Consider the following 25,886-nt stretch of genomic DNA (forward strand, 5'->3'; position numbering starts at 1 on the left):
CGTGGCCGAAGACATCGACCGCATTTTGAATCCGCAGTCGGTCGCCGTCGTTGGAGCCTCCACCGACGAGACTAAACGCGGCTACCAGGCCATCGAGACGCTCCAGCAAGGCGGATACGAGGGGGATATCTACCCCGTCAACCCGAGCGCCGAGGAGATTCGCAGCCTGCCCGTCTTCGAAACCGTCTCTGCCATCCCGGCTCGGGTTGACCTCGCGCTCATCGTCACGCCCGCACACATCGTCCCGACCGTGCTCGAAGACTGTGCTGAGACCGACCTCGCTGGCGCGGTGGTCATCGCCGTCGGCTTCGGCGAATCGGGCGAAGACGGCGAAGCACTCGAATCGGAAATCGTCTCACTCGCCCGTGAACACGACATCCGACTCATCGGGCCGAACACGTCCGGGATGATAAACGTCCATCAGGGGCTGAACCTCGTCGGGACGGACGTCGTCCCCGAGGGCAGCCTCGCCCTGCTCTGTCAGAGCGGGAACATGGCAATCTCACTGTTCACGGAGGCTGCCTCCCGCGACGGGGTGGGCTACAGCCACTACGTCGGCGTCGGTAACGAAGCCGACCTCAAGTTCCACGAGTACCTCGATTTCCTGAACGCGGACGCGAAAACCGACGCCATCGTCTGCTACGTCGAAGGGCTGAGCGACGGGCGAGCGTTCCTCGAAGCCGCTCACAAGGTCACCCGTGAGACGCCCATCGTCGCGCTCAAAAGCGGGCGCTCTGCGGTTGGCAAGCAATCTGCCTCCTCGCACACCGGGTCGCTCGCTGGCAACAGCGCCGTCGCGGACGCCGTCTTCGAACAGGCTGGCGTGTTGAGCGTCGAACGCTCTGACGAACTCCTCTCGGTGGCGAACGCCGTCTCCTCCCAACCACCGGCAGACGGCCCGAACGTCGCCATCCTCGCAGACGGCGGCGGGCACGCCACGCTCGCCGCCGATTCACTCGCCGACCGTGGCCTCTCGGTTCCCGACCTCACCGAGGAGACCAATGCGAAACTCCGCGAAATTCTGCCCGCGGCGGCCAGCGTGGTCAATCCGGTGGATGTGGCCGGAGGCACCGACGACGACCAGCGCGTGTTCTACGAGTGCGCGGAGGCCCTCGTCAGCGACCCGAACGTGGACGTGCTGCTCATGTCCGGGCTGTTCGGCGGCTACGGTATTCGGTTCGCAGAACAGTACACCAAGGTCGAAGTCGAAGTCGCAGACGACCTCGTCGCGCTCGCAGCAACTGAAGGAACGCCAATCGTCGTCCAGAGCGCCTACGAAGGCTTCGACACCGAACCCCACCAAATCCTCCGCGACGGGGGCATTCCAGTCGTCGAATCGCTCGACGTCGCGACAGGAAGCGTCGCAGCGCTCGCCGAGTACGGCGCACACGTGGACGCCGTAGCGTCGAAGAGCGATTTCCGCTTCGAGCAGACGACCGACGGGGTGACACTGACGGAAACGGCAAGCGGTCAGCTCTCAGAATTCACCTCGAAACAGGCCCTCGACGCGGCTTCGCTCCCCGTGACGCCGTTCGAACTGGCGACAACCCGGGCAGAAGCGCGCGAGGCGGCCGACTCGTTCGACGGCTCCGTCGCCATGAAAATCGTCTCCCCCGACATCGTCCACAAGTCGGACGCGGGCGGCGTTGCGCTTGACGTGGATACCGAGCGTGCCGAAGAGGCGTTCGAACAGGTACGCGAGGCGGCCGACGACTATGACCCGGACGCCGACGTGGAGGGCGTGCTCGTCTCGCCGATGCGGGAAGCGGGCGTCGAACTCATCGTCGGCGTTGTGGACGATGCCCAGTTCGGTCCCGTCGCGATGGTCGGTATCGGGGGCGTGTTCGTCGAAGTGATGGAGGACGTGGCGTTTCGGGCGCTTCCACTCACCGAACGCGACGCCCGCGACATGCTCGCCGACCTCGACGCCCAGGAGCTGCTCGACGGAGCGCGGGGCAACCCACCCGTGAACCGCGAGGCCGTCATCGACCTGTTGCTATCTGTCTCGGCCTTCATCGAAGCGAATCCCACAGTCGAGGAACTGGACTTGAATCCCGTGTTTGCGGATGCGGAGGGCGTCGAAATCGTGGATGCCGCAATCAGCCTCCGAGACGGGACGCGTGGGGGTTCTAAGCCGACCGCTTCTCTGGAGGGAATCAGCAATGATTGAAACTGACGCACCAATTCAGGTCGAACGACTCTCAGAATACGTCGCTTGCGTAACCTACGACCGGCCCGATGCGATGAACGCCTACAACGAGGCCCTCCTTCGGGGCGCGGTCGAGGTGTTCGAGACCCTCGACGCGAACGACGAGGTACGGGCAATCGTCCTCACGGGGGCAGGCAAGGGGTTCTGTGCGGGGGTGGACCTGAACGATATGCCCCTGACCCCGGAGATGGATTTCGCCGACTACGAGGCGGGCCTCGGCCTGTTTCAGAACGTCGTGCGAACGCTCCGAAGCATCGAGACGCCCGTCGTCGCCGCGGTGAACGGCTACGCCCTCGGTGCGGGGTGTGACACTGCCCTCGCCTGTGATTTCCGCGTCGTCGGCGAGTCGGGCGTCATCGGCGAGACGTTCATCGACGTGGGGTTCGTTCCCGGCGACGGTGGGGCGTTCCTCCTGCCTCGACTCATCGGCGAGGCACGGGCAAAGGAACTCATCTTCACGGGGCGAAAGCTGCAGGGTGAGGAAGTCGTCGCGTGGGACCTCGCCCGCGAGTGTGTCGAGGACGACGACCTCCTCGATTCCGCCCACGCATTCGCGAGGGAACTGGCGAGCCAACCACCCGTCGCGCTCGGCAAGAGCAAGCGACTGGTCAACGAAAGTTTCGACGGCGACCTGGAGGCTGCGTTCACGGCAGCAACCCGCGCCCAGCGTGTCTGCTCGCAAACGTTCGACCATCAGGAGGCGGTCGCCGCATTCCAGGAGAAGCGCGAACCGGAGTTCGAGGGGCGATGAAGCAGTTCACGGTCAGCGTCGTCCAGTTCGACGCCAGCCTCGGGCCGGCCGACGAGAAGACGCTCTCGCGGATGGAGCGGGCCATCGACCGCGCCGACGCCGACCTCGTGGTCTTCCCCGAACTCGCGACGACGGGCTACCACGTCTTCGACCAGCTCGCGGACGTGGCGGAGCCAGTGCCGGGACCGACGACGGAGCGTCTCGGCGAGGCGGCGAGGGCGGCCGACGTAGAGGTGTTGTTCGGGATGCCCGTTTTCGAAGATGGGGCCGTCTACAACAGCGCCGTCTGGCTCGCGGCCGACGGGTCGGTGCGGGCGCGATACGACAAACGCCACTGCTGGGGCGGCGAACGAGAAGTGTTCACTCCCGGCGACGAGTACCTCGCGGTGGACGCGCCGTTCGGGCGCGTCGGCGTCCAGATTTGCTACGACCTCACCTTCCCTGAGGCGAGTGCCGCCCTCGCCCGCGCCGAGTGCGACCTCGTCGTCAATATTTCGGCGTGGACCGCCCAGATGGAGCGCGACTGGCAGCGACTGCTCCCCGCGCGGGCCGTCGAAAACGGGGCCTACGTCGTCGGGTGCAATCGCACCGGGACGGAGGCCGGAAACACCTTCTGTGGGAAGAGTACGGTCATCGAACCCGACGGGGCGAGAATCGTCGAACTCGGTGACGCGGCGGGGCAAGCCCGCGTCACCCTCCACCCGGGCGTCGTGGCGGCAGAACGCGACCGAAATCCGCTGCGCGAGGACCGCCCCACGGACGACGCGTCCCTCCGCATCGACTGAGCCACGCGACAGGAGATTTGTGAGAGTTCCAAATTCCAGCTTCAAAGATTGGAAGGAAGCCAACCTATTAATGTACCAGTTGCCAAGTCGTCTGTATGGCTGAAGTCACGCTCGACGATGTGGACTTCCAGATTCTCAGATTGCTGGACGAACAGGGTGAAATCGACGTAGACGACGTGAGCGAGGAACTCGAGGTGAGCACCTCGACTATCTACTACCGACTGGAGAAGTACCGCGAGAAGGGAATTCTCAAAGGGAAAATTTCGCAACTCGACCCGCAGGCCCTCGGCCTCGAACTGACGGCCATCACGCGCATCGACGCCGATTACGATGGCCCGGGCTACGAGGAAATCGCAGAGACGCTCGGGAACCTCTCGGGCGTCCAGCGGGTGTTTTTCATGCTCGGCGAGATGTCTTTCTACGTCCTCTCGCGGGTTCGCGACCACGAACACCTTCAGCGACTGATGGAGGCAATCATCCAGACCGAAGGCGTCGAGAACTCGAACACGAATATCGTGCTTCGCACCTTCAAGAACGAAGACCGCCTCCTCATCAACTACGACGAGGCCGACCTCGCCCAGATTTTCGACCTGCCGTAGTGACCGACCGAAAGCCGAGGAAGTTCGGGAGATGAGCGGGCCGAACACTTAACTCAAGATTCGAGTAAGCCACCCTATGGAGATTCGAGAGGCGGACGTGGGGGACGCAGCGTTCATCGCCACGGAGTTCTGGGTGCCACTCGCCGAGGAGATGGAGGCGTACTCCGAGCTAAACCACCTGCGAGCGGACGCCGGAGAGCATGCAGAGAACGGGTTTCGACGACTGTTGAAAAACGACACTCACCGTGTATTCCTCCTCGAAGCGGATGGCGAGGACGTCGCCTACATCCTCGTCGAAACCGGCGTGCGATCCTCGCGGCGTCTTGGCGCGTTTCTCTCGATTGTTGACCTCTACGTCAAGGAGGGCCACCGAGGCGAGGGCTTCGGCACGGCACTCGTCGAGAAGGCGCGGGCCGTCGCCGACGCCGAGGACTGCGACTACATCACCGTCTCCGCCGAGTGGGACAACGAACCAGCCCGCGAGTTCTACGAAAACCTCGGATTCGAGGAAAAGCAGGTGTCGTACGCGGAACGCCGCTGAGTTACCGTTTCGGAACGCGAAGCAGGCGCATTCTGCCGGCGACGAGGCCGAGCATCGCGCCCATGAGGTGGGCGATGAGCGCACTCCCGGGAGCACTGAAGAGGAACGTCAGGACGAGGCCAGCGGCCGCGACGAGCACGACCAGCACGCGAGGTGGGAGGTTGAGGCGGTCGAACAGCACGGTCGAGGCGGGATTCGCCGCGAGGACGTAGCCGACGAGCGCGAAGGCCGCGCCGCTCGCGCCCAGGACGGCCGTTGGCTGGCCGAGCAGACCGGAGATGAGCACTTCTGCGACGCCGGCGAGCGCGCCCGTCGTGACGAAAAACGCGTGAAAGCGCAGGCGGGTCGTGGACCACGCGACGAGACTCCCCGCGAGAACGACGATGATGGCGTTCGAGATGAGGTGGCCAACGCCCGCGTGAGCGTAGACGCTCGTGACGAGCGCCCACGGTGGATTGAGCAGCGGTTGGGCGAGGACGAACAACCCGCCGAGGCCAGTGAAAAAACTCACCCACGTGAGGAAGGTCACGACGGTCATCGCGACGAGCGTCTCGACGACGGGGTTTCCAAAGAACGTGGCGCTCAGAGACGAGTTGTTGCGTCGGGCGGGCTGGTGCGCAGGCGAGGACACGGGATACCAGTTACTCGGTCACACAGCGCCAAAACGGTTCGTCTCGATTCAGAGAAGCGCGTTAGACGCGGATGCCCCAGAAGAAGGCAATCCCGACCACCGTCACGACAGAGAGGAGCAACTGCAACGGTGCTCCCACGCGGATAAAGTCGGAGAAGCGGTAGCCACCGGGCCCGTAGACGAACAGGTTGGTCTGGTAGCCAACGGGCGTCATGAACGCCGTCGAGGCGGCGAACGTCACGCCGAGGACGAACGCGAAGGCGTTCGCCCCAATTGACTGGGCGGCCGTGGCGGCGACGGGAATCATCAACACCACGCTTGCGTTATTGCTGATGACGCTCGTGAGCAGTCCCGTTGCAATGTAGAGTATCCAGAGGACGCCAATCGCGGGAAGAAACGCGGCCGTCGAGGCGACCGCACTCCCGAGCAGGGCGGCGGCTCCCGTCTGCTGGAGGGCGATGCCGAGCGGGATGACGCCCGCGAGCAGGAAGATGACGTTCCACTCGACGGACTGGTAGAGTTCGTTCGGTTTGAGCACACCTGAGAGAATCATCGCGGCCACGCCGCCAAGCGCGGAGACGACGATGGGCAGGATGTCGAGGGCGGGCAGGCCAACGACGCCGGCGATGATGGCGATGGCGAACGGAATCTTCTCCGTTCGGTACTCGACGTCGTCGAACTCGTGGGCGACGATGAAGTCCTCGTTCTGGACGAGCCGGGTGAGGCTGTCTGGTGGGGCTTGGACGAGTAGCGTGTCGCCGACGCGAATGTGGATGTCTTCGAATCGGTCGCGGACGACCTTCCCGCGACTTCGGAATGCGAGGACGTTCGCGTCATAGCGCTGGCGGAACGTCGAACTGGCGAGGGTTTCGCCGACGAGGAACGACCCCGAGGGGATGACCACTTCGACGAGGACAGGCTCCTCGTCGCCGGGATCGAGGTCGTCTTGGGACCGAGGACCGCCCACGAAGCGAAGCCCCTCTGCATCCATGATTTCCTCTAAAGTATCGCGGTTCGTCCGGACGCGCAGCGTGTCGTTTTCGTGTATTTCCTTGCGGGCAAGCGGCTCTGCGAAACGTTCACCGTAGCGAATCAACTCGAGGACGTCGATATCGAGGGCATCGGCCCCCAGCGCCTCCTCTACGGTCTGCCCGATGAGAGAGGAGTTTTCCGGAACCATGACGTCCGCAAGGTACTCCTGGAGGGCGTACTCCTCTACGAGGTCCTCCTCTGCGGGGACGCGCTTTGGGAGCAACCAGACGCCGACCGTCATGAGGTAGAGCGCCCCGACGGCGAAGACGACGATGCCGAGTTGCGTGAACTCGAACATGCCAAAGGCGTGCAGGCCGGACTCGGGCGATTCCGCCCCGAGTCGGGCGGAGATGTCGCTTGCGAGGATGTTCGTGGACGTTCCGATGAGTGTGAGCATCCCGCCGAACATCGACGCGAACGAGAGGGGCATGAGCAGTTTCGACGGCGACGTCTTTCCCTTGTGCGCGAGGTCGGCGATGACCGGGACGAGGATGGCGACGACCGGCGTGTTGTTGATGAACCCGGAGACGGGGCCGGTGACGCCGATGGTCGCCGCGAGTTGCTTGCGCTGGTCGGTGCCGGCGAACTCGGACATCTTTCGACCGATGAGCTGGACGATGCCCGTCCGGTTGATGCCCGTACTCAAGATGAGCATCGCCAGCACGGTGATGGTCGCTGGGCTCGAAAAGCCCGAAATCCCCTCCTGTGCGGAGATTTGGGTCCACGGTTCGAGCACCATCAACGTGACCATTATGAGAATGGCGGTGACGTCGATTGGGAACCACTCGGTCGCGAACAGAAAGAGGGCGAGGAGAATCACCACGAAGACGACGAGCATGTCGATCGTCACCCCAGCGGGAGCGGCAGTCTGGGCTACCAGCCAAGCAGCAGAGAAGAACATACCGACCGAACGGGGTTGGCAGGGAAAAAGGCTGGCATCGACGCGTCTGCCCACCACTCGTCGAGTGGACGCCGCCGCGCGCTTCAGTCTGTCGACCTGCTTCGCTCGTTACCACTCGGCGACGCTGCCGTCTGCGTGTCGCCAGACCGGACTGTGCCAGTCGACCGCCTGTTCTGCGCGTTCTGCGACGTATTCCTCGTCGATTTCGACGCCGAGACCCGGGCCTTCGGGCAGCGAGACGAACCCGTCGTCGAAGGCGAAGGCGCTCGGGTCGGCGAGGTAGTCGAGCACGTCGTTCGTCTCGTTGTAGTGGATGTCGAGGCTCTGTTCCTGGATGAACGCGTTCGGCGCGCAGGCGTCCACCTGAATGCACGAGGCGAGCGCGATGGGGCCGAGCGGGCAGTGGGGCGCGAGCGCCACGTCGTAGGCCTCAGCCATGGCCGCGATTTTGTGGACCTCGGTAATCCCCCCGGCGTGCGAGAGGTCAGGCTGGATGACGTCTACGTGCCCGTCGTGGAGGAGTTCCTTGAAGTCCCACCGAGAGTACATTCGCTCCCCCGTCGCGATTGGCGTCGTGGTGTGGACAGCGAGTGATTCGAGCGCGTCGTTGTGTTCTGCGAGCAGTGGTTCCTCGACGAACATCGGGTCGTAGGGTTCGAGCGCGGCGGCGAGGCGTTTGGCCATCGGTTTCGAGACTCGCCCGTGGAAGTCCACCCCGATGCCCACCTCGGAACCGACCGTCTCCCGGACCTCCGCGATGCGGTCGACCGCGTCGGAGATGGCTGCGGGCGTGTCGATGCGCTCCAGTTCGGGGGTCGCGTTCATCTTCACCGCGGTGAGGCCGTTTTCGACCTTTTTCGCGGCTTGTTCGCCCACGTCCGCAGGTTCGTCGCCGCCGATCCACTGGTAGACTCTGACCTTCTCGCGGACCGGGCCGCCGAGCAGGTCGTAGACGGGCGCGCCGAATCGTTTTCCCTTGATGTCCCAGAGCGCCTGGTCGATGCCCGCAATCGCCGACATCAACACCGGGCCACCGCGGTAGAACCCCCCGCGATACATCGTTTGCCAATGGTCCTCGATGGTCGCGGGGTCCTCGCCCAGGAGGTACGTATCGAGGAGTTCTTCCACGGCCGCCCGCACCGTCTTCGCTCGGCCCTCGACGACGGGTTCGCCCCACCCGACGAGGCCGTCGCTCGTTTCGAGGCGCAAGAACAGCCAGCGCGGCGGTACTTCGTACAGTTCGTAGTCGTGAATCTCTGGCATGCTACGAACTCCCACTAGTCGCCCAAATACCTACCGACGGCCAACACTTAGGGACCGAGCGTGATAGGGAAAGACATGGACGTTGCCACCGCTCTGGACGACTTCACCGCCCGCGACTGGGAGACTGGGGCCGACGGAACCGTTCGCTTCGCCCTCCTCGGTCTCGGCTGGTGGACCGTGGACAAGGCGATTCCGGCCATCGAAGCCACCGACGCCTGCGAGACGACGGTGGTCGTGAGCAGCACCCGCGAGAAGGCGGCGGACGTGGCGGCCGAAAACGACGTCTCTCATGCGATGAGCTACGACGAGTTCCACGACGGCGACCACGCCGATGCCTACGACGCGGTCTACGTTGCGACCCCGAACGCGCTACACCTGCCCTACGTCGAAACCGCTGCCCGGCTGGGGAAGGCCGTCCTCTGTGAGAAACCGATGGAAGCGACCGCCGAACGGGCCGAAGAACTCGTCGCCACCTGCGAGCGCGAAGGCGTGACGCTCATGATTGCCTACCGGATGCACACCGAACCCGCGGTTCGGCGGGCGCGAGAACTCCTCCGCGAGGGATTCATTGGCGATCCCGTATTCGTCCGCAGCCACAATTCCCAGCGCCTCCTGGAGATGATTCCGAACTCCAACCAGTGGCGACTCGATCCCGAGTTGACTGGCTACGGCACGTCGCTCATGGACCTCGGCATCTACTCGTTGAACACCGCCCGGTTCCTACTCGGTGCCGACCCCGTCGAAGTGAGCGCGATGGCCGACTCAACCCACGAGGCGTTCGACGACGTGCCCGACGAGCGGGCGGCCTTCAATCTCCGATTCGACGACGGCACGCTCGGTGCGTGTACCACCAGCCAGCACGCCTACAACGACTCGTTTCTCGAAATTACTGGCACCGAGGGCCGGATTCGCCTCGAACCCGCCTTCCACATGGAGTGTGGCCTCTCGGTCGCCCGAAACGGTCGGGAGGTGTCCTTCGACGCACCGCAGGTAGACGAAATGGAAGAGGAATTCGCCTACTTCGCAGACTGCCTGCTATCGGGGCGCGACCCGGAGGCGGACGGCGCGCACGGACTCGTCGATATGTACGCGCTTTCGGCGCTCTACGACTCGATAGAAAGCGGCGCGTTCGTCCGAGTGGCGACTCGCTGACTCGCTCGCCAGGTGGCGGTGAGAACTTACCCCGTGTTCTTCATCCCCGCAGCGATGCCTTTCACCGTGAGTCTGAGCGTCCGTCGTTCCGCGGCCGAGAGGTCCTCGCGCCCGAGCAGGTCAGACTGGATGAGGTTGAGCGGGTCCACGTAAGGATTCCGACGGTCTAAGTTCTCTACGAGCCACTCGCGGTCGACGAGCGAGTCGCGGCCCGTAATCCGAAGCACCAGTTCGACGGTCGCCTCGTACTCCCCGACGATTGGGCCGAACACCCGTTCCTGCAGGTCGTCCTCTGCGAGTGCGGCGTACTCACGGGCGATGTCCATGTCGGTCCGGGCGAGAGCGAGCGCGGCGTTGTCGAGCATCGTCCGGAAGAACGGCCACGAGTCGTACATCTCCTGGAACGTCTCAATGTCGGTTGTTTCGAGGGCGGCGTTCAGTCCCGCGGCCAGCGAGTACCAGCCCGGGAGGATACACCGCGTCTGCGTCCACGAGAACACCCACGGAATCGCCCGCAGGTCTTCGACCGTGCGTTCGCCCGACCGGGAAGCGGGCCGCGACCCGAGGTTCAACTCCTCGATGACGGTGATGGGGGTCGCCTGTTCGAGATACTGGACGAAGCCGTCGGTCGCGAGCAGCGAGCGGTAGGCGTCGCGGGCGACGTCTGCTGCCGTCTCCATCGTCTCGTGCCAGCCATCTGGAACCGTCTCCGCGTCGTATTCGAGCGCCCGATGGCGGGCGCGTAACTGGGCGTTCAACATCTGTTCGACGTTTCGCCGAGCGATTTCCGGGTTCGCGTACTTTTCGGCGATGGACTCGCCCTGTTCGGTGAACTTCACCTGGCCGGTCACCGTCTTGGGAGGCAACGCGAGCAGCGCGTCGTTCATCGGGCCGCCCCCACGGGAGATTGACCCCCCGCGACCGTGGAACAGGCGCATCTCGATGTCGTAATCGTCGCAGATTCGGGCGAGGCGTTTCTGGTTGCGGTAGAGCGACCACCGGGCGGCGAGATAGCCGTTTTCCTTGTTCGAATCTGAGTAGCCGAGCATGATTTCCTGGACGCCGCGGGTCGAGTCCTGAGCTGGGGACTCGGTGGCTCCACTCGACGCGCCTCTGGCCTCGAGGGCAGCGGCGTAGGCTTCGTTTTCGAACAGCGTCCCCATGATGCGTCGCGCTCCGGAGAGGGCGTACTCGGTTTCGAGCAGTGGAACCACGTCGAGTCCACAGTGGCCGGGCAGGTCCGCGACTCCCGCCTGGTCTGCGAGGAACAGCACTTCGAGGGCGTGGCTCGGCTCCTCGCACATGCTGATGCAATAGGTGTCGATGGCGTCCTCGCCGTATTGGCGCTGCCACTCGGCAGTGTTCGCGAACAGGGTAAGTACCTTTTCTGCGGTTTCAGAGAGGTCATCGGTCGCGTCCACGTCGATGAGTGGTTCGTCTTGGAGGATGGCCTCTGTGAGCAGGTCCACGCGCTCGTCCTCGTCGAGCGATTCGTAGTCGAGTCCCTCACGGGCGAGCGCCTCGGTGACTGCCTGCGTGTGATTCTCCTGGTGGTCGCGCAAGTCGAGGCTCGCGAGCGTGAATCCGAAGGTGGTGACCTGCCGGACGAGCGGGTCGACGTGGGCAGCGGCGACGCTCTCTGCACCGTTTTCACGCAGGTCCGCAGCCAGCACTTCGAGGTCGCGTCTGAGTGCGCGGGCGTCCACGTACCCACCGGGTCGCACGTCGTCCACCCGGACGATGCGCTCGCGCATGAGTTTGAGCAACTGCCGGTAGGGTTCGTCGGGGTAGCGTTCCTTCGCCGCCTCGGCGACGTACGGCAGGGCCGCCGCGTGCGTGTCGATGCGCCGGTAGACGGCGTCGCCGACGCCCATCATCCCGGCGTCCTGGCTGAGGACGCCGGAGATCTGCTTCAGTTCGCCACGGTAGCGCGCGAGGACGACCGACCGCTGGCGTGAGAGCGTTTCAGCGGTCACCTCGGGGGTGACGTAAGGGTTGCCGTCGCGGTCCGACCCCGCCCACGACCGGAATTCGAACAGTTTCGGGACGGTGACGTCAGGGTAGTGGGCTGCGAGCGCGGCGTCCAGCTGGTCGTACACGTCGCCGACCACGTCAAAGAGGACGTTTTCGAGGTACCACTGGACGTTTCGCGCCTCGTCTGCGACCTCCGGGCGACGGTCGCGCACCTGCGGCGTCTGCCAGAGGCTCGTGACCTCTGCACGAATCGACCGTTCGACGCGCTCGCGTTCGGCGTCGGTGAGTCGCTGTTCGTCAAGTGTCTTCAGGTCGCCGGCGACCGAGCGCAGTTTCGCCTTCACCGTCTTCCTGCGCGCCTCGGTCGGGTGGGCGGTAAAGGTGGGTTGAATCAGCGTATCGTCGAGCAGGCGCTGGACCGTTTCGCTGTCTACGTCCGCGGCGACGAGCGACTCGACGGCCGCCGCGAGCGAGTCGGCTGGCGTCCCGTCCTGTTCGGCTTCGCGGACGGCGCGGGCGCGTTCGCGCTCCTCTGCGAGGTTCACCAGTTCGAAGTAGGTGGTGAACGCTCGCACCACCTCTCCCGCACGGGCGGCCGGGAGGTCTGTGAGCGTCTCCGTGAGCGCCGTTCGCGTCTCAGCGTCACCGCGGCGGTAGGAAATCGACTGTTTGCGGACCGATTCGACGGTTTCGAAGGCTGCTTCGGAAGCCTGTGCTGCGAGCACGTTGCCGAGTAGGGCACCGAGTTCGCGAACGTCCTGTTCGACGTCTCTGGCGTGTAGCGCACCCATCTCGAACGTTGTTCACACATAACATACTTAGGTGCCCCGACGGTGGCAAATATCGGGGTTTGGGAGGAAAAAGCGTGAACAATTGGGCGATTGGCGAAAATTCGTGATAGTTTTCGCGATTGTTCAACCAGTCGCCAACGGGTGGCGTTCCGCTCTCCGGAGCCTGACTGTCAGGGCAGTGAGGACGCAAGGTTTTGCCGCGACTCGGCGTCATAGTACGTAGATGCCAGGAGAGAGGAGGGGTGCGAAAGGACAGGGACACGTAGGGAATCGCAGAGAGGGCGAACACCTCAACCCGACTGAGGCGTTCAAAATCATCGGTAACGAGACGCGCCTCGCCATCCTCCAGGAGTTGCTCGCGGCGAAAAACCGCCCGCTCACCTTCACCGAACTCAGAAAGCGCGTGGGAATGCGCGACGGGTCACAGTTCAACTACCACCTCGGCAAACTCATCCCGAACTTCGCCGAACGCACCGCAGAGGGCTTTCACATCAATCAGGCCGGCGCACAGGTCGTCCGCGCCATCACCGCAGGGTCGTTCACCGACAACCCGACGATTCCGCCCTTCCCCGTCGACGGAACGTGCGTCGCCTGCGGCGGCGGACTCTCGGCGCGCTACGAGGAGGAACTCGCCCTCGTGAACTGTGTGGATTGCAACTTGCTTCACTACCTGTCCGTGTTCTCGCCAGGGGGCCTCGTCGGGCGAACACCGGCGGAGGTGCTCGCGGCGAGCGACCGACGGATTCGAGCGAGCTATTTTCTCTCGATGAGCGGCGTCTGTCCGGGCTGTACCGGGACGAATCGGCGAACCGTTCTCGGCCCTACCGACCCGCTGCCAGCGGACATCCTGCACGTGAAGATTCCAGAAACAATGGACGCCATCCACGGCCCCGGCGTCGTCTACGAGTGCGAACACTGTGACGTCTGGTACTACCTGACGATGGGCGAGACGCTGCTGTTCGAACCAGCCGTCGTCGAGTTCTTCCGCGACCACGGCCGAGACCTGATTGCAGAACCACTCTGGACGCTCCCGTGGTGCGTTCCGGCGTCGAGCCGCGAGTACGCGACCATCGTCACCACAGACCCACTTCGCGTCACGGTTCGTATCTTGCTCGACGATGAGACGCTGGCGGTGACCATCGACGAAAAATTGCAGGTCGAAGACACCACCCGAACCGCAGACACGCCGTCTACGGTCGCAGGTGACGCCGGGTAATGTGCGAGTAGCGAAACGACCGCGAGATTATACAGAATCGAGGAGAATACCTGACCCTTTAGGGCCAGGATGAATCCGACAATTCCTCCATATTCCACCGTCGATGACACGGCTGGATATTCCACGCCAATCAATACTATTGAGAAAACGGCGTCCATAACCGGTTATGAAGCCAGAAAATGGGTCGAACCATCCGAACCTTCGAGGCAACGATACCGAACCAGCAACAGGTTCGTGACGACCTCGACCAACTCGGATGGGCCGCCTCAAAACTCTGGAACGTCGGTCGCTACTACACGCAAGAACAGTGGGATGAAACGGGCGAGATTCCCGATGACGGGGAACTCAAAGCCGAACTCAAACGCCACGAACGCTACACGGACTTGCATTCGCAATCCAGTCAGCGCGTTCTCGAAGAACTCGCTGAAGCGTTCAACGGCTGGTTCGGCAAGCGTCGAAACGGCGACAACCGTGCCCGACCGCCCGGCTACCGAAAAACCGGCGACTCCCACCCGCGTTCAACTGTGTCGTTCAAAGCGGCTGGCTTCAAACACGACGCACAGTTCACCCGCGTTCGCCTCTCGAAAGGCCGCAACCTGAAAGAACACCGTTCAGACTTCATTCTGTGCGAGTATGAGACGCGCCCGGACCTTGACCTGACCGAGTGGGACATTCAACAGGTTCGCGCCGTCTACAAGCGCGACGAGTGGCGGCTTCAATTCGTCTGTCGCACCACTATCGACCCGGAACCGCCGGGCGGCGAGGTGGCTGGTGTTGACCTCGGGATTTGCAACTTCGCCACCGTCTCGTTCGGCGGTGAGTCGTTGTTGTATCCGGGTGGCGCACTCAAAGAGGACGAATACTACTTCACGAAGAAGAAAGCTGAGTGCGACGATTCCTCGTCCCGTGAAGCCACTCGTCTTGACCGGAAGCGAACGGGCCGCCGGACACACTTCTTGCACGCCCTCTCGAAAGCAATCGTAGAGGAGTGCGTCGAACGGGGTGTCGGTAAACTCGTTGTTGGCGACCTCGGCGGTATCCGAGAAGACGATGAAAATGGCGAACCTCGGAATTGGGGTGACCACGGTAATCTCGACTTACACGGGTGGGCGTTCGACCGCTTCACGACGCTACTCGACTACAAGGTGGAAGCCGAGGGCATCGACGTTGAGGTGGTGTCGGAACGCGATACGTCGAAGTCGTGTTCGGCGTGCGGTCACACCGATGACAACCAGCGAGTTGAACGTGGCCTGTACGTGTGCGAGAAGTGCGAGACGGTTGCGAACGCTGACGTGAACGGTGCGGAGAACATTCGGCAAAAGGTACTCCCGAGTCTCGCCACGGATGGCGGTGATAGGGATAACGGCTGGTTGGCACAGCCTGCGGTTCACCTGTTCGACCGTAGTGAGGGCGTTTTCGCCCCACGAGAACAGGTCGTGAACCGCGAACCTTAATATCCCAACCCAGCGGTGCGGTGCCGTGGGATTCCCGCGTCTTCAGGCGCGGGAGGATGTCAATTCGAAGATATTGAGGTCGGTAACAGCATGGAGTACGGCGATTATTCGGTCACAGCAGCGGAAATCACGGAGTTCGCGGAGAAGTACGACCCCCAGCCGTTTCACGTCGACGAGCAGGCGGCAGAAGCGTCGATGTTCGGCGGACTCATCGCGAGTGGCTGGCACACCACCGCCATCTGGATGCGGATGACGGTCGATTCGCTCTTCTCAGAGTGGGTGGCGCTCGGGTCACCCGGCGTGGACAACATTCGATGGCGGCGGCCGACACGCCCAGGATAGACCCTCTCTGCGCACACCACCGTGGTCGACAAATCCGTGGAAACTGATTCCCGAGGGCTGGTCGACGTTGACACCGAGGTCCGCACCGGCGAGGGCGAAGTCCTGATGACGATGACCGCTCACGTGGAAGCGAAAGCAGACGTAACCGTCTCTGCGGGCAGTTTCTCCGTCTGAGACCGAGGAAGTGCCGTTATCTCGCTTCCCGTCGATTCTAGTGTGGGGATAGAAATGGCATCGATTCAGGTGATTTACGGAACGAAAGAGGGGCAAACCGAGAAGATTGCAACCTACATCGGGAACCGACTCCGTGCGGCGGGCCACGAGGTGACGCTGTCGAACGTGGCGTCGCTGCCACGGAACACCTCGTTTACGGGGGTCGACGGCGTGCTCGTGGGAAGTTCGGTCCACTACGGGCGACACTCGCGGGCGATGCGGCGGTTCGTGGCGTCAAACAGAGAGACGCTCTTAGGCCTGCCGACGGGCTTTTTCCAGGTGTGTCTCGCCTCGTCGAGAACCGACCCAGAGTCGCGGGCTGAAGCGCAGAGCTATCTCGACGAGTTCGTCGCCGGGACGGGATGGCAACCCGACCGCATCACGAGTTTCGCCGGGGCGCTCGCCTACACCAGATACGGGTTCCTGAAGCGCCTCATGATGAAGCGAATCGCCCGTGAGACGACTGGGGACGTGGACACCGCCCGCGACTACGAGTACACCGACTGGAACGCGGTCGACGAGTTCGCGACGGACTTCGCGACGCTCGTCGAGAGCAACCTGGCGGATGCACCGTCCACATAAAAAACAGCGTGCGGGAGCCGATTAGGTCTCGTTCCCGTACATCTCCAAGTTCTCACATCCGTTGTCCTCGACACCGCGCTTGATGTAGCTGTTGCGGATGGTGACGTTCTTGCTGCCGTCGTTCAGGCGGATGGCTTCGTAGCCGTCCACCGACTCCGCCTCGATGTCTTCGATGACGACGTTGCTCCCGTTCACTACGGTTGGGTAGTGAGTAGCGTACTGACCGCCGCCGGTGACGCGAACGTCGTCGCCGTCGAGCCAGAACGCCTTGCGGTTCTCGTCCCCGCGCTGCTGGAAGTTGACGTTGTGGAACACGACGTTGTTGCGGTAGTTGCGAATCGCCGACGGCCAGATGTAGCCCTCGGCGTCGCCGGTGATGTCGAGGTGCTCACAGACGACCTTTCCGGCGTCGTCGCCGCGAATCTGGATGGCGTTGCCCCCGCGTTCCATGTGGAAGTCGCACCGTCGAATCGTCGTCGGGCCAGCTCCGGGCTGGACGACGAAGGCGTGGTTCACCTCGTCGCCGACGGTGACGTTCACGTGGTCTATCTTCGCGTTCTTCACGTCGTCCATCACCGTCAGGGCGTGGCCGTTCGGCTTCACGAGTTCGATAGTCGTCTCCGTGACGCGCATGTCGGACCCACCATCGAGGCGGATGCCACGCTGGCCTTCGTTCTCCTCGCGTTGTTTGTCGACGACGACTTTCGCGCCCGTCACGAGACAATCGTGGCCGCGCAGGCGGATGCTCGCGGCTTCGCCGTTGGCGTAGCGCCCGCCGTTGACGATGATACTGCCGTTCGACGGGCAGTAGAGATTGTTGTCCGGCCAATCGTCTAACTCGCAGTTTTTGTACTCGATGGTCCCCTTGTGGTACTTCGACGTGAAAATCCCGGATGGGCCACGCCAGATGTCGCCGGGCGCGTTCTCTGAGAACGCCCCGCCGTCGTTCGCCCGGAACCGCTTGACCATGCCGTGGCCGTCCGGGTCGGTGATGACGAACATGCCGGGGCCTTTCGTCCCGCTGTCGTGCTGGCCGACGATGTTGATGTTGTCAACGAACAGTCCGTCTTTGACCTGTGCTTCAAACGCCCGAATGCCGGTGTCGTTCGCCCGCAGGTCGACGGTGAAGTTCTCGATGTGGAGGTCCACGCCAGGGTCGTAATCGACGCCGAGGCGGAACATCCGGTACTGTGGGCCGTCGTAGTTGTGGTAGTTCGCCGGGACGAGCGTCGCGTTGTCCCCGACCATGCCGAAGTTCCGGAAGTTGGTAAACCGGAACTGCGAATCCATGAAGTACCGGCCCTCGGGGAATTTGAGCAGCGTGTCGTTACCCGCGTACTGTTCGAGTTTCGGGGTAATCGACTCCTCGCCGGTGTTGTCAGCCCCCGCGTCCTCGACCATGTCGACGACGCGGTCGTAGTTGTCCTCGAGGCTCGACGAAGCCGTCGCCGTCCCGGTGCCGAGAAGCGTCGCGCCCGCCGCAGTCGCCCCGACCGCACCCAGGAACGTCCGTCGCCCGAGGGAAGTGTTCGTGTCGTTCGATTCGTGTGCCGAGTCCGATGTGTGGATCGTGTCTCGCGTGGTCATAGATAACCCGTAGGTCGTCTGTCTTCCGAACGTGCGTCCGGATGTGGAGAGCAGCCCCCAGCCCGAGAGATATTTGCAATCAATACATTCCGTATTTGCTGACAGTAATATGCTCCTGAATCACTGTCTGCCACCATAGTCCAGACCCCCACACAAAGGCGTTTCCATGCCTCTATCTCCCAATTTCGGGATACATCTAGTAATCGAGACCGAGAGTTATCCGAGAGTTGGTGGTTCCACAAAGCTTACGCCAGTGGGATTGTCCAAACAAAACATACCAGTAGTTCAACATAGACGAGAGCGCCCGAACACCAACGGCGCAGTGTTGTCAATCATCCAACTTTTGAGCGCGAAATTCCACGCCATCACCCACATTTGATGCTCGGAACGTTGAGAAATCAGCCCAATGGACCCAACCATACCCTCGTTCTCGCGCCAAACGACACGTTCGTTTCGAATAGTCCACCACTTCTGCTGGGGAAAACCGTGTTTCGAACCTCCACGGACGTGTCAGTGATGACAGATGACTCGTGCCCAAAGCAGCACAAATGTGGCGTCAGTCGGAGCGCTACGTCACGGCAGCCAGCATCGCGTGATTTTCCCACCGTAAAACAGCCCGAAATCGCCATCTGTCGTTCAACTTAGGTGTAATTAGATATCACACGGAGACCGGTTCCGACGGGGCCGGCTGGCTCACTCCACGCTCGACGACTGAAAGGTAACGCCCGTGACCTCGAATCGCGCCCCGCCTGCCTCGCTCTCTGTGACAGCGACCGACCAGCCGTGGGCCTCGACGATTCGTTTGACGATGGTCAATCCGATGCCGACACCGTCGTCTGCAGCGCTGTAGCCGCGGTCGAAGATGGTTTTTCGCTGTCCAGCCGGGATACCCGTTCCGTCGTCTTCGACGAAGAATCCCGCCGCCGTCGTGCCGACGCGGATGGTCAGGGACGAATTCGCATTCGCCGCAGCCTGTCCGTCTGTGCCGTGTTCGACGACGTTGCGAAAGAGGTTCTCGAACACTTCGAGCAGGCGGTCTGCGTCCGCGCGCACGGAGCGGTCTACTCCATCGCGAGAGAGCGTCGCTCCACTGGTGTCCACCGCGAGCCAGGCGCGTTCGACCACATCCGCGAGCGAGAGCGGTTCGACGTCGCCCACCGTCTCACCCTTTCTGGCCAGGTCGAGCAGCGTGTTAATCATCTCCTCGATGCGCGAGTGGGCGTCTTCGACCTGCTCGAACGCAGCCCCGTCACCTGCTCGCGCCATTCCGAGATACATCTGGGCGATACCGAGCGGGTTTCTGAGTTCGTGGGCGAGAATCGACGCGAACTCGTCGAGGCGCTCGTTTTGTCGCTGTAACTCCCGCTTCCTGTGACGCCGTTCGGTCACGTCTCGCAGGACACCGACGAGTTCACTCCGGTCGCCGGCGAGCGAGATTCGCGCCGTATTCACCTCGGCGTACCCAGGCGGCCCTGTCTGGGGGGTGTATTCGATAGTCGCCAACTCCCCGTCGCGTGGTTCGCTGAGCGTCGCCGCCGTTTTGGGCGAGAATACCGCGAAATCCGCGAGCGGTCGCCCCAGCAGGTCGTCTGCTTCCTGTTCGAGCAAGTCACGAAACGCGGCGTTCGCGAGCAAGAGGCTGCCGTCGTCACCGAGGACGTATACCGGGTCCGGATTCGTCTCGAACAGTGTGCGAAAGCGCTGGTCGCTCTGGGCCTTCTGTCGAGCCAGCGCGACCGAAAGCTGTCTGCGGTCGAGCAACCCCTCGACGCGGGCGTGTAACACCGCCTTTCGAACCGGCTTGGTAACGATTTCGTCCACGCCCGTCTCCGTCTCGAAGCCGTCTGTAGATTCGTTCGAGGTGACCAGCAGATACGGGAGAAACAGGGGACGGTCCGCCTCCTTGCGCGCCGCGAGGAGGTCACGGAGTTGCGAAAACGAGCGGTCGTCGAGTAGACAGAGGTCGAACGGGCCGTCGAGGTCGTCACGGCCGGCCGCGACGGCGACATCGTAGGCGGGGGCGAGCAACTCGCGGAGCAGCGAGCGGTTTCGGTCGTTCTGGATGACCAGTAGGATTCGACCGCTGGTCGCTCGTGTGCGAGGCGGTTCGAGGGTGTCGTGTTCGATCATTGTTGTGAGGGCGACGGGCAGGGCCGGCAGACGGACTGGTGGTTCGTTCGCCGTCGTGGTACCGCCTCAGACACTGGTACGAACGAATCGGGAGAAGCGAACGGTTCTCTCTTGGTCTAAACTCACACCCGGGACGCATAGCCGTACCGGGTGAAGAAGGTTGTAGCGACCCTAACTGCGAGACTTGAAGGTTGCTCTGAGGTCCTGGTCGTCGAGCGCGCTCGTTGTCGTCGAGAGGTCCGCCCGCAGCGTGGCCAACTCTCGCTGGAGCGACCCATATTCCTGGTTTGCTTCGAGTTCGGCGCGGCTCTTTTTCGTCTCCAGTGCCGCTTTCTTCGAGGCGAGCGCGAAGAACGCCTGAAGTTGGGAATCGTAGGTCGAGCGCCGGAGTAACGATTCGACGGTGTCGTGGAGGACAGACGGGTCCGAGACCGGCTTTTCGAGATAGTCGTCGAAGCCCAGTTCGAGGATGTCGAAGTCGGGTTCGACGGCGGTCACCAACACCACGCGGCAGTCGAGGCCGCGGTCGTGGATGACCGAGAGGACTTCTTCGCCGGACATATCGGGCATCCGGCGGTCGAGGAGCACAACGTCTACGTCCGCGTCGAGGTGTTCGAGTGCCTCCGGACCGCTGTACGTGGCCCGGACCTCGTAGAAAGGTTCGAGCCACGTGGCGAATGCGTCGGTAATCGGCCGTTCGTCGTCTACGATGAGTACTGTCGCTTGCTTAGACATGTTCAGCTATCGGGGGTCTGGTTCGGTGTTGGGTCGTGCGGGCGTTCTGCGTCGGTACACACAGCAGGCCAGCAATTGCTGGTGAAGTGGAAGTCGAGTGGGCGGTTCTCGGCGGTGATGCGAAACGCATTCGTCACTCACCGCACCGTCTCGACGGGTGCCGGTTCGTATCCCGCGAGGAACACGACGTTCTCTCTGCCCACGCGAACGCGGGAGATGATGCCATCGAGTTCCATTTTCGAGAGTTTTCGACTCACGGTGGCCTTCGACCACGACGTTTCGGAGATGACATCGGCTTGCTTCATGCGCCCGCCGTACGTAGAGAGCAGTTCACAGATACGGTCTGCGTCGCTCGTGAACTCGGAGGAGGCGCTGGCTTGCGGTGTTGGCTCGGGTGGCGTGGCCGGCGTTTCCGGCGTCTCACGGCCCCCGCCGAATGCGGAGAGTCGGTCGATGACGCCGCTTATCGCGCTGAGCAGGCCGTCGGTCTCGGCGGTCGAATCGTCTTCTGGCTGGCTTGTGTACGTCTTCGTGACGTGCCAGCCGTCTGCGTCGAGTTCTACGACGGCGTCGAACAGCGTCTTCAGCGTGTACACCGTCTTCGCGTCGTGGAGGTCGGGGTCCATCTGGTAGAATCCGGTTGCGTAGAGTTTCACTCGGTGGGTCAAAACGTGGAGATAGCGAAACGCGGTGTCGAAATCGACGTATTCGAGGAGGATGCTGAGCGTCTGGACCGACACCACCGACTGGCGGTCGGTCGTCTGCCACTGTATCAAACATTTGGTCAACGGCGCGATGATGTCCATCGGTTCGCGCGGATTGACCTTCAGTATCGAGGTGGCTTCGAGTTGGGGCGGAACGGTTTCCGGTTCGTGGGTGACCGCTGCTCCATTCGCGTGAATGAACGAGAGGGAAGCGGGGAGCGAACCGATGTGTGTTTGCCAATCTTCGAGCCACGATTCCGGCGGTTGGGTGTAGGTTATCGCCGCCAGGTTCGTCTCCGAAGTCGTGCTCATTGCCGTCACTAACTCGCGGAAGGCACCGTTGCCAGTTGGGGTGAGGGGGGCGAGCACGAGCACATTCGAAGCTTCATCGAGCTTCGAGTCGTCGAGGGTATCTGTCGTCATTGGGGCTCCAGGTGCAGGTGAGTGGTCGAACGTGAACTGACAGCACGCGACCGTCCAGTAAGTTTCACTCGGTTAACAATTCCGGTCGTCGACAGGTACGTGAAACTGCCTTTGCGGATCGAGGGCGGTACACTGTGTAAGGGTGCGGTGACCAGCACACGGTGTAGGGATGGATCGGTCTGCTAGATGCACTGAATGACCTCATTCAGCTATCGCCATGTTCTGGTAATAACTTTGTGGTAAGTATCTGAATTATGTCAGTGACAAACTGTGTCCATCGAAGGAGGGCGGTAGAACGCCTGTCGAAAGAGCCGAATGGAGCCACGATTTCCACGGCACCGATACACCTATCACATCGCACTGCGCCACTTCTGCGTATCACCAGCGATGAGTGTACGCACGCCGGAGCGAATCTCCACAGGAATCGGCGGACTCGACGAGGTACTAAACGGCGGCTTGCTGAAAAATCGTAGCTACCTGGTCCGTGGCGACCCTGGGGCCGGCAAGACCATTCTCGGCATCCACTTTCTGAAGGCGGGAACCGCACAGGGAGAGACCGCCCTGTACGTGAACTTAGAGGAGCCAACGGCGGACATCAAGACGAACGCGGCGACGCTCGGCGTCGATTTAGCCGACGTCGAGTTTCTCGACCTGAGCCCCGATTCGGAGATGTTCGCCCGCAACCAGTCGTACGACATCTTCGCCCCGAGCGAAGTCGAACAAGAATCACTCACTGAGGCCGTAACGAGTCGCGTCGAAGCCCTCGAACCCGACCGCGTGTTCATCGACCCCATCTCGCGGTTGCGCCACCTCACCCCCGACGAACACCAGTTTCGCCAGCAGGTCATCTCGTTCATGCAGTACCTCCGCGAGGCGGGCGCAACTGTCGTGTTCACCTCACAGAACACCCGCGAGATTCCCGACGACGACCTCCAGTTCATGAGCGACGGCACCATCGAAATCGAGACCGGGGAGGCCGGACGCAACGTAAACGTCCCCAAGTTCCGCGGGTCGAACGTTCAGAGCGGTTCTCACTCGATGCGCATCCGCGACGACGGCATCGAAGTGTACCCGAAACTGCGCCCGAACCAGTATAAACGCGAGTTCCCGTCAGAATCGGTCCCATCCGGTATCCCGGCGATGGACCAGATGCTAAACGGCGGCATCGAGCGTGGAACGATTACCGTCATCAGCGGGCCAACCGGGGCGGGCAAGACGACGGCCGGAACGCAGTTCATGAAGGAAGCAGCGGGCCGGGGTGAGCGCTCCGTGGTCTACATGTTCGAGGAAACGGTCGACACGTTCCTCAAACGCAGTCAGAAAATCAACATCCCCGTCCGCGAGATGCTCGAACAGGACTCGCTGTACGTCAACGAAATCGAGGCACTCGATTACTCCGCTGGGGAATTTGCGAGCATGGTGCGCAGCGAAGTCGAAGAGTACGACACGCAAATCGTGATGATAGACGGCATCGACGGCTACAAACTCTCGTTGCAGGGCGACGAGACGGACCTCGTCCGCGAACTCCACTCGCTGTGTCGCTACCTTAAGAACATGGGCGTCACCGTCATCCTCGTCGAGGAGATCGGCACGGTAACCGGCGAGTTTACCGCAACGGAAGTCGGCATCAGCTACCTCGCGGACAACATCATTTTCCTGCGCCACCTCGAACTGCAAGCCGAGATGCGCAAGGTCATCGGCGTGCTCAAAAAGCGCACGAGCGACTTCGAGCGGATGCTCCGGGAGTTCAAGATTACCGAACACGGACTGAAGGTGGGCGAGCCGCTCACGAACCTGAACGGCATCCTGAGCAACACACCGACGGTCAAACTCGACGAGAACGAAGACTAGTTCAACTGACGGCCACGGTCAGTTCTCGAACCCCATCAATGGAAGATACCGATTGAGCACCTCCTCGGGGTTGGGAATCGTCCCTGCAATCTCCCAACCATCCGTCTCCCGTCGAAAGAGCGGACCTTTGTACGTCGATGCGAATATCGTGCCCTCAACTGCACACCAGCCGCCGGCAGCCTCTTCGGGCGTTGCGACGGCACACGTTCGAGATTCCGTCCATCGTGGCACTCGAACAGTGCGTGGTCGGACTTCTCGTCCCACGACGTAGAGGGAAACGGCGCGCCACCGGCGTACAGACTCCCATCGTGAGCGAACGATTCACGGAAGTAGCGTTGGTTGTGGCCCGTATCCAATCGCGTCCACGTCTGCCCGAGGTCTGTCGTGCGATACAGGCCACTGCCCGTCGAGGCGACGAGCGTGTCGCTGTCTTCCAGTTCGATGTGGTGGATATCGTCCGTGTGTGGAGCATCGAAGCCACTCACTGAGCGCGTTTCCAGTGATTCAGTTCGGTCGTCGCTCACGTGGATGCCGCCCACTTCGACGCCGGTAACGAGGCGGTCTGGAACGTCGGGATGCGTACAGAGTCTGCGAACGATTGCGAGGTCGTCGTGTCGGGGAAGACTCCAGTCGCTTCGCTCGCGCCGTTCGTCGAACGCAGAAACGTCCCTCCAGGTCAGGTCATCGAGACGAGGCGAAGCGTCGAGTGACGCCTCGAACAGGCGTGCTGGCTTCGTCCCCGCGTTGTTTGTATCGCCTTCAGGGTGTACTGCGACCGAGCACACGTGCGCTTCTGGGAGGGAAAGGTTCGTCCACTCGCGGCCATCGACAGAGTGGAACAGTCCGTCGTAGGTCGCTGCGAACACGCCCTCCACAGCGTCGAATTCCGCGAGGCGAGTTACGTCCGATGCGTCGAGAACTTTCTCAGCGACTGGCGGCGCAGGGCCCGCAACCTCGGTGAGTGTGTAGACGCCGTCGGTCGTTCCAGCGAGGAGCATATGTCGACCGACTGCTGGAAGGGGCATAGCCATTCCCTGAACCGGATTATTGTGAACTCGCGTATGTTTGTGACAGTGATTCTCGCAGTAGAATCCGCGACTCGCCCGTACTCGCTTGGGACGGGTCGTAATTTCCAGGTTTATTGTGGAGCCTCGCACGAAGAGGGAGGTCTCGCGTAAAACAGGTCGATTGCGGCAAATTTGTCAACTGTTCAACAAAGGTTAACTTGTTCTAACAGCGATGCACCATCGTGTCCCTCGATATTGGTTTCACGCTCGAAAACGGCCTCAAACGGGTCGTGACGAAGTACGGCCTCGCAATCGCTGGCGTTTACGCCCTCGCGGGCATCGTCTACCAGTTCCTGTTCAACAGCCTCATGGTCCAGGTGTTCAGCGGGGAACTCGGTGCTGCGTTCCGTGAGAGTTACCCGACGTTCGACGCGCCAGTCTCACTCCTCGTCGCGGGCAATCTACTCGCCTTACTGCTGTTCAGCTACCTCGGCATCGTAACCATCCGCATCGTCGTGAGCGGGAAGGGAACGACGATTCCGGAGGGAACGTTTTCCCGGCGTATCGGCTGGGTGCTCGCGAACACGCTCGTCGGCGGCATCGTCTACAGCATCATCGTCGGCATCGCCTCGATATTCCTGCTCGTCCCCGGCATCATCGCGTACGTCGCGTTCCTGTTGATGCCCGTCCTCATCGCAGTCGAAGACCAGAGCTTCGTCGCCGCGCTCAAGAAGAGTTGGAAACTCACCCGAGGCAACTGGCTTCGCATCTTCGTCGTCCTGCTCATCGCAATCGTCGCGCTCTCCATCATCAGCGGCGTCCTCTCGTTCGTCGTCGCACTCGTCGCCGAAGCGGCGGGCTATCCCACGGTCGGCGCGGTCGTCGGGAGCATCTTCGCTACGCCACTCTCGCTCGTCGTGCTCGGATTCCTCGGCGCGATTTACGACCAACTCAGCAGTGCGCAAGCAACGCAGACTGCCGGAGCGCACGCACAGGCATAACGAAAAACACCT

Annotated in this window: 22 protein-coding genes; 13 read left to right on the forward strand and 9 right to left on the reverse strand. The window is 62.2% G+C overall.

The window, feature by feature from the left end:
* The first annotated feature begins 1 nt into the window (after position 1).
* The 5 genes from P0648_RS18635 (at position 2) to P0648_RS18655 (ending at position 4,885) form a co-directional block, all read left to right on the forward strand.
* The gene (locus tag P0648_RS18635) at positions 2-2,170 is read left to right on the forward strand and encodes an acetate--CoA ligase family protein (RefSeq protein WP_277506380.1); all 2,169 of its coding nucleotides are present in this window, start codon (positions 2-4) and stop codon (positions 2,168-2,170) included.
* Positions 2,163-2,960 carry an enoyl-CoA hydratase/isomerase family protein gene (locus P0648_RS18640; protein WP_277506382.1) on the forward strand — a complete coding sequence of 266 codons (798 nt, stop codon included), beginning with the start codon at positions 2,163-2,165 and terminating at the stop codon, positions 2,958-2,960. Before P0648_RS18635 ends, P0648_RS18640 begins: the two co-directional genes overlap by 8 nt.
* The gene (locus P0648_RS18645) at positions 2,957-3,745 is read left to right on the forward strand and encodes a carbon-nitrogen hydrolase family protein (RefSeq protein ID WP_277506383.1); all 789 of its coding nucleotides are present in this window, start codon (positions 2,957-2,959) and stop codon (positions 3,743-3,745) included. The genes P0648_RS18640 and P0648_RS18645 overlap by 4 nt, the downstream gene beginning before the upstream one ends.
* A gap of 95 nt (positions 3,746-3,840) precedes the next feature.
* On the forward strand, positions 3,841-4,344 hold the full coding sequence (locus tag P0648_RS18650; RefSeq protein WP_277506384.1) for an Lrp/AsnC family transcriptional regulator: 504 nt from the start codon (positions 3,841-3,843) through the stop codon (positions 4,342-4,344).
* A gap of 76 nt (positions 4,345-4,420) precedes the next feature.
* The gene (locus P0648_RS18655) at positions 4,421-4,885 is read left to right on the forward strand and encodes a GNAT family N-acetyltransferase (RefSeq protein ID WP_277506385.1); all 465 of its coding nucleotides are present in this window, start codon (positions 4,421-4,423) and stop codon (positions 4,883-4,885) included.
* A 1-nt stretch (position 4,886) separates the two neighbouring features.
* Here P0648_RS18655 and P0648_RS18660 read toward each other — a convergent pair whose 3' ends face one another.
* The 3 genes from P0648_RS18660 to dgoD form a co-directional block, all read right to left on the reverse strand.
* On the reverse strand, positions 4,887-5,516 hold the full coding sequence (locus P0648_RS18660) for a rhomboid family intramembrane serine protease (RefSeq protein WP_277506386.1): 630 nt from the start codon (positions 5,514-5,516) through the stop codon (positions 4,887-4,889).
* Positions 5,517-5,577: 61 nt separating this feature from the next.
* A complete protein-coding gene (locus P0648_RS18665; protein ID WP_369685699.1) occupies positions 5,578-7,386 on the reverse strand; it encodes an SLC13 family permease in 1,809 nt (602 codons plus the stop codon).
* A 171-nt stretch (positions 7,387-7,557) separates the two neighbouring features.
* Entirely contained in the window at positions 7,558-8,712 is a 1,155-nt protein-coding gene (dgoD, locus tag P0648_RS18670; RefSeq protein WP_277506389.1) for a galactonate dehydratase, read from the reverse strand.
* Between the two features lie 75 nt (positions 8,713-8,787).
* Between dgoD and gfo6 the strand changes: the two genes are divergently transcribed.
* Positions 8,788-9,864 carry a D-xylose 1-dehydrogenase Gfo6 gene (gfo6, locus tag P0648_RS18675; RefSeq protein ID WP_277506390.1) on the forward strand — a complete coding sequence of 359 codons (1,077 nt, stop codon included), beginning with the start codon at positions 8,788-8,790 and terminating at the stop codon, positions 9,862-9,864.
* A gap of 26 nt (positions 9,865-9,890) precedes the next feature.
* Here gfo6 and ppc read toward each other — a convergent pair whose 3' ends face one another.
* Positions 9,891-12,629, reverse strand: a complete 2,739-nt coding sequence (gene ppc / locus P0648_RS18680) for a phosphoenolpyruvate carboxylase (protein WP_277506391.1) — start codon at positions 12,627-12,629, stop codon at positions 9,891-9,893.
* Between the two features lie 223 nt (positions 12,630-12,852).
* Here ppc and P0648_RS18685 point away from each other — a divergent pair, with 223 nt between their 5' ends.
* From P0648_RS18685 to hemG, 5 genes are all read left to right on the forward strand, one after another.
* A complete protein-coding gene (locus P0648_RS18685) occupies positions 12,853-13,845 on the forward strand; it encodes a helix-turn-helix domain-containing protein (RefSeq protein WP_277506392.1) in 993 nt (330 codons plus the stop codon).
* Between the two features lie 179 nt (positions 13,846-14,024).
* Entirely contained in the window at positions 14,025-15,299 is a 1,275-nt protein-coding gene (locus P0648_RS18690; protein WP_277506394.1) for a transposase, read from the forward strand.
* A 90-nt stretch (positions 15,300-15,389) separates the two neighbouring features.
* The gene (locus P0648_RS20625; protein WP_369685694.1) at positions 15,390-15,641 is read left to right on the forward strand and encodes a MaoC/PaaZ C-terminal domain-containing protein; all 252 of its coding nucleotides are present in this window, start codon (positions 15,390-15,392) and stop codon (positions 15,639-15,641) included.
* A gap of 36 nt (positions 15,642-15,677) precedes the next feature.
* Positions 15,678-15,815: a hypothetical protein gene (locus tag P0648_RS20630; RefSeq protein WP_369685695.1), complete on the forward strand. Its 138-nt coding sequence runs from the start codon at positions 15,678-15,680 to the stop codon at positions 15,813-15,815.
* A gap of 54 nt (positions 15,816-15,869) precedes the next feature.
* On the forward strand, positions 15,870-16,436 hold the full coding sequence (gene hemG, locus P0648_RS18700) for a menaquinone-dependent protoporphyrinogen IX dehydrogenase (RefSeq protein ID WP_276275032.1): 567 nt from the start codon (positions 15,870-15,872) through the stop codon (positions 16,434-16,436).
* A gap of 21 nt (positions 16,437-16,457) precedes the next feature.
* Here hemG and P0648_RS18705 read toward each other — a convergent pair whose 3' ends face one another.
* From P0648_RS18705 to P0648_RS18720, 4 genes are all read right to left on the reverse strand, one after another.
* A complete protein-coding gene (locus P0648_RS18705) occupies positions 16,458-18,023 on the reverse strand; it encodes a hypothetical protein (protein ID WP_277506396.1) in 1,566 nt (521 codons plus the stop codon).
* Positions 18,024-18,716: 693 nt separating this feature from the next.
* The gene (locus P0648_RS18710) at positions 18,717-20,153 is read right to left on the reverse strand and encodes an ATP-binding protein (protein ID WP_277506398.1); all 1,437 of its coding nucleotides are present in this window, start codon (positions 20,151-20,153) and stop codon (positions 18,717-18,719) included.
* A 171-nt stretch (positions 20,154-20,324) separates the two neighbouring features.
* Entirely contained in the window at positions 20,325-20,888 is a 564-nt protein-coding gene (locus P0648_RS18715; protein ID WP_277506399.1) for a HalX domain-containing protein, read from the reverse strand.
* Positions 20,889-21,025: 137 nt separating this feature from the next.
* Complete coding sequence (locus P0648_RS18720; protein ID WP_277506400.1) at positions 21,026-22,015, reverse strand: MarR family transcriptional regulator; 990 nt, start codon at positions 22,013-22,015, stop codon at positions 21,026-21,028.
* A 387-nt stretch (positions 22,016-22,402) separates the two neighbouring features.
* Here P0648_RS18720 and P0648_RS18725 point away from each other — a divergent pair, with 387 nt between their 5' ends.
* A complete protein-coding gene (locus P0648_RS18725) occupies positions 22,403-23,866 on the forward strand; it encodes an ATPase domain-containing protein (protein WP_277506401.1) in 1,464 nt (487 codons plus the stop codon).
* A 35-nt stretch (positions 23,867-23,901) separates the two neighbouring features.
* On the opposite strand, the gene P0648_RS18730 is transcribed toward P0648_RS18725, so the two are convergent.
* Positions 23,902-24,864 carry a WD40 repeat domain-containing protein gene (locus P0648_RS18730; RefSeq protein WP_277506402.1) on the reverse strand — a complete coding sequence of 321 codons (963 nt, stop codon included), beginning with the start codon at positions 24,862-24,864 and terminating at the stop codon, positions 23,902-23,904.
* Positions 24,865-25,115: 251 nt separating this feature from the next.
* On the opposite strand from P0648_RS18730, the gene P0648_RS18735 reads away from it, so the two are divergent.
* Positions 25,116-25,874 (forward strand): hypothetical protein, encoded by a 759-nt coding sequence (locus tag P0648_RS18735; protein WP_276248710.1) that lies wholly within the window; start codon positions 25,116-25,118, stop codon positions 25,872-25,874.
* Positions 25,875-25,886 lie beyond the last annotated feature (12 nt).

The sequence above is a fragment of the Haladaptatus sp. DYSN1 genome (assembly GCF_029489995.1).
GTDB lineage: Archaea > Halobacteriota > Halobacteria > Halobacteriales > Halococcaceae > QDMS2.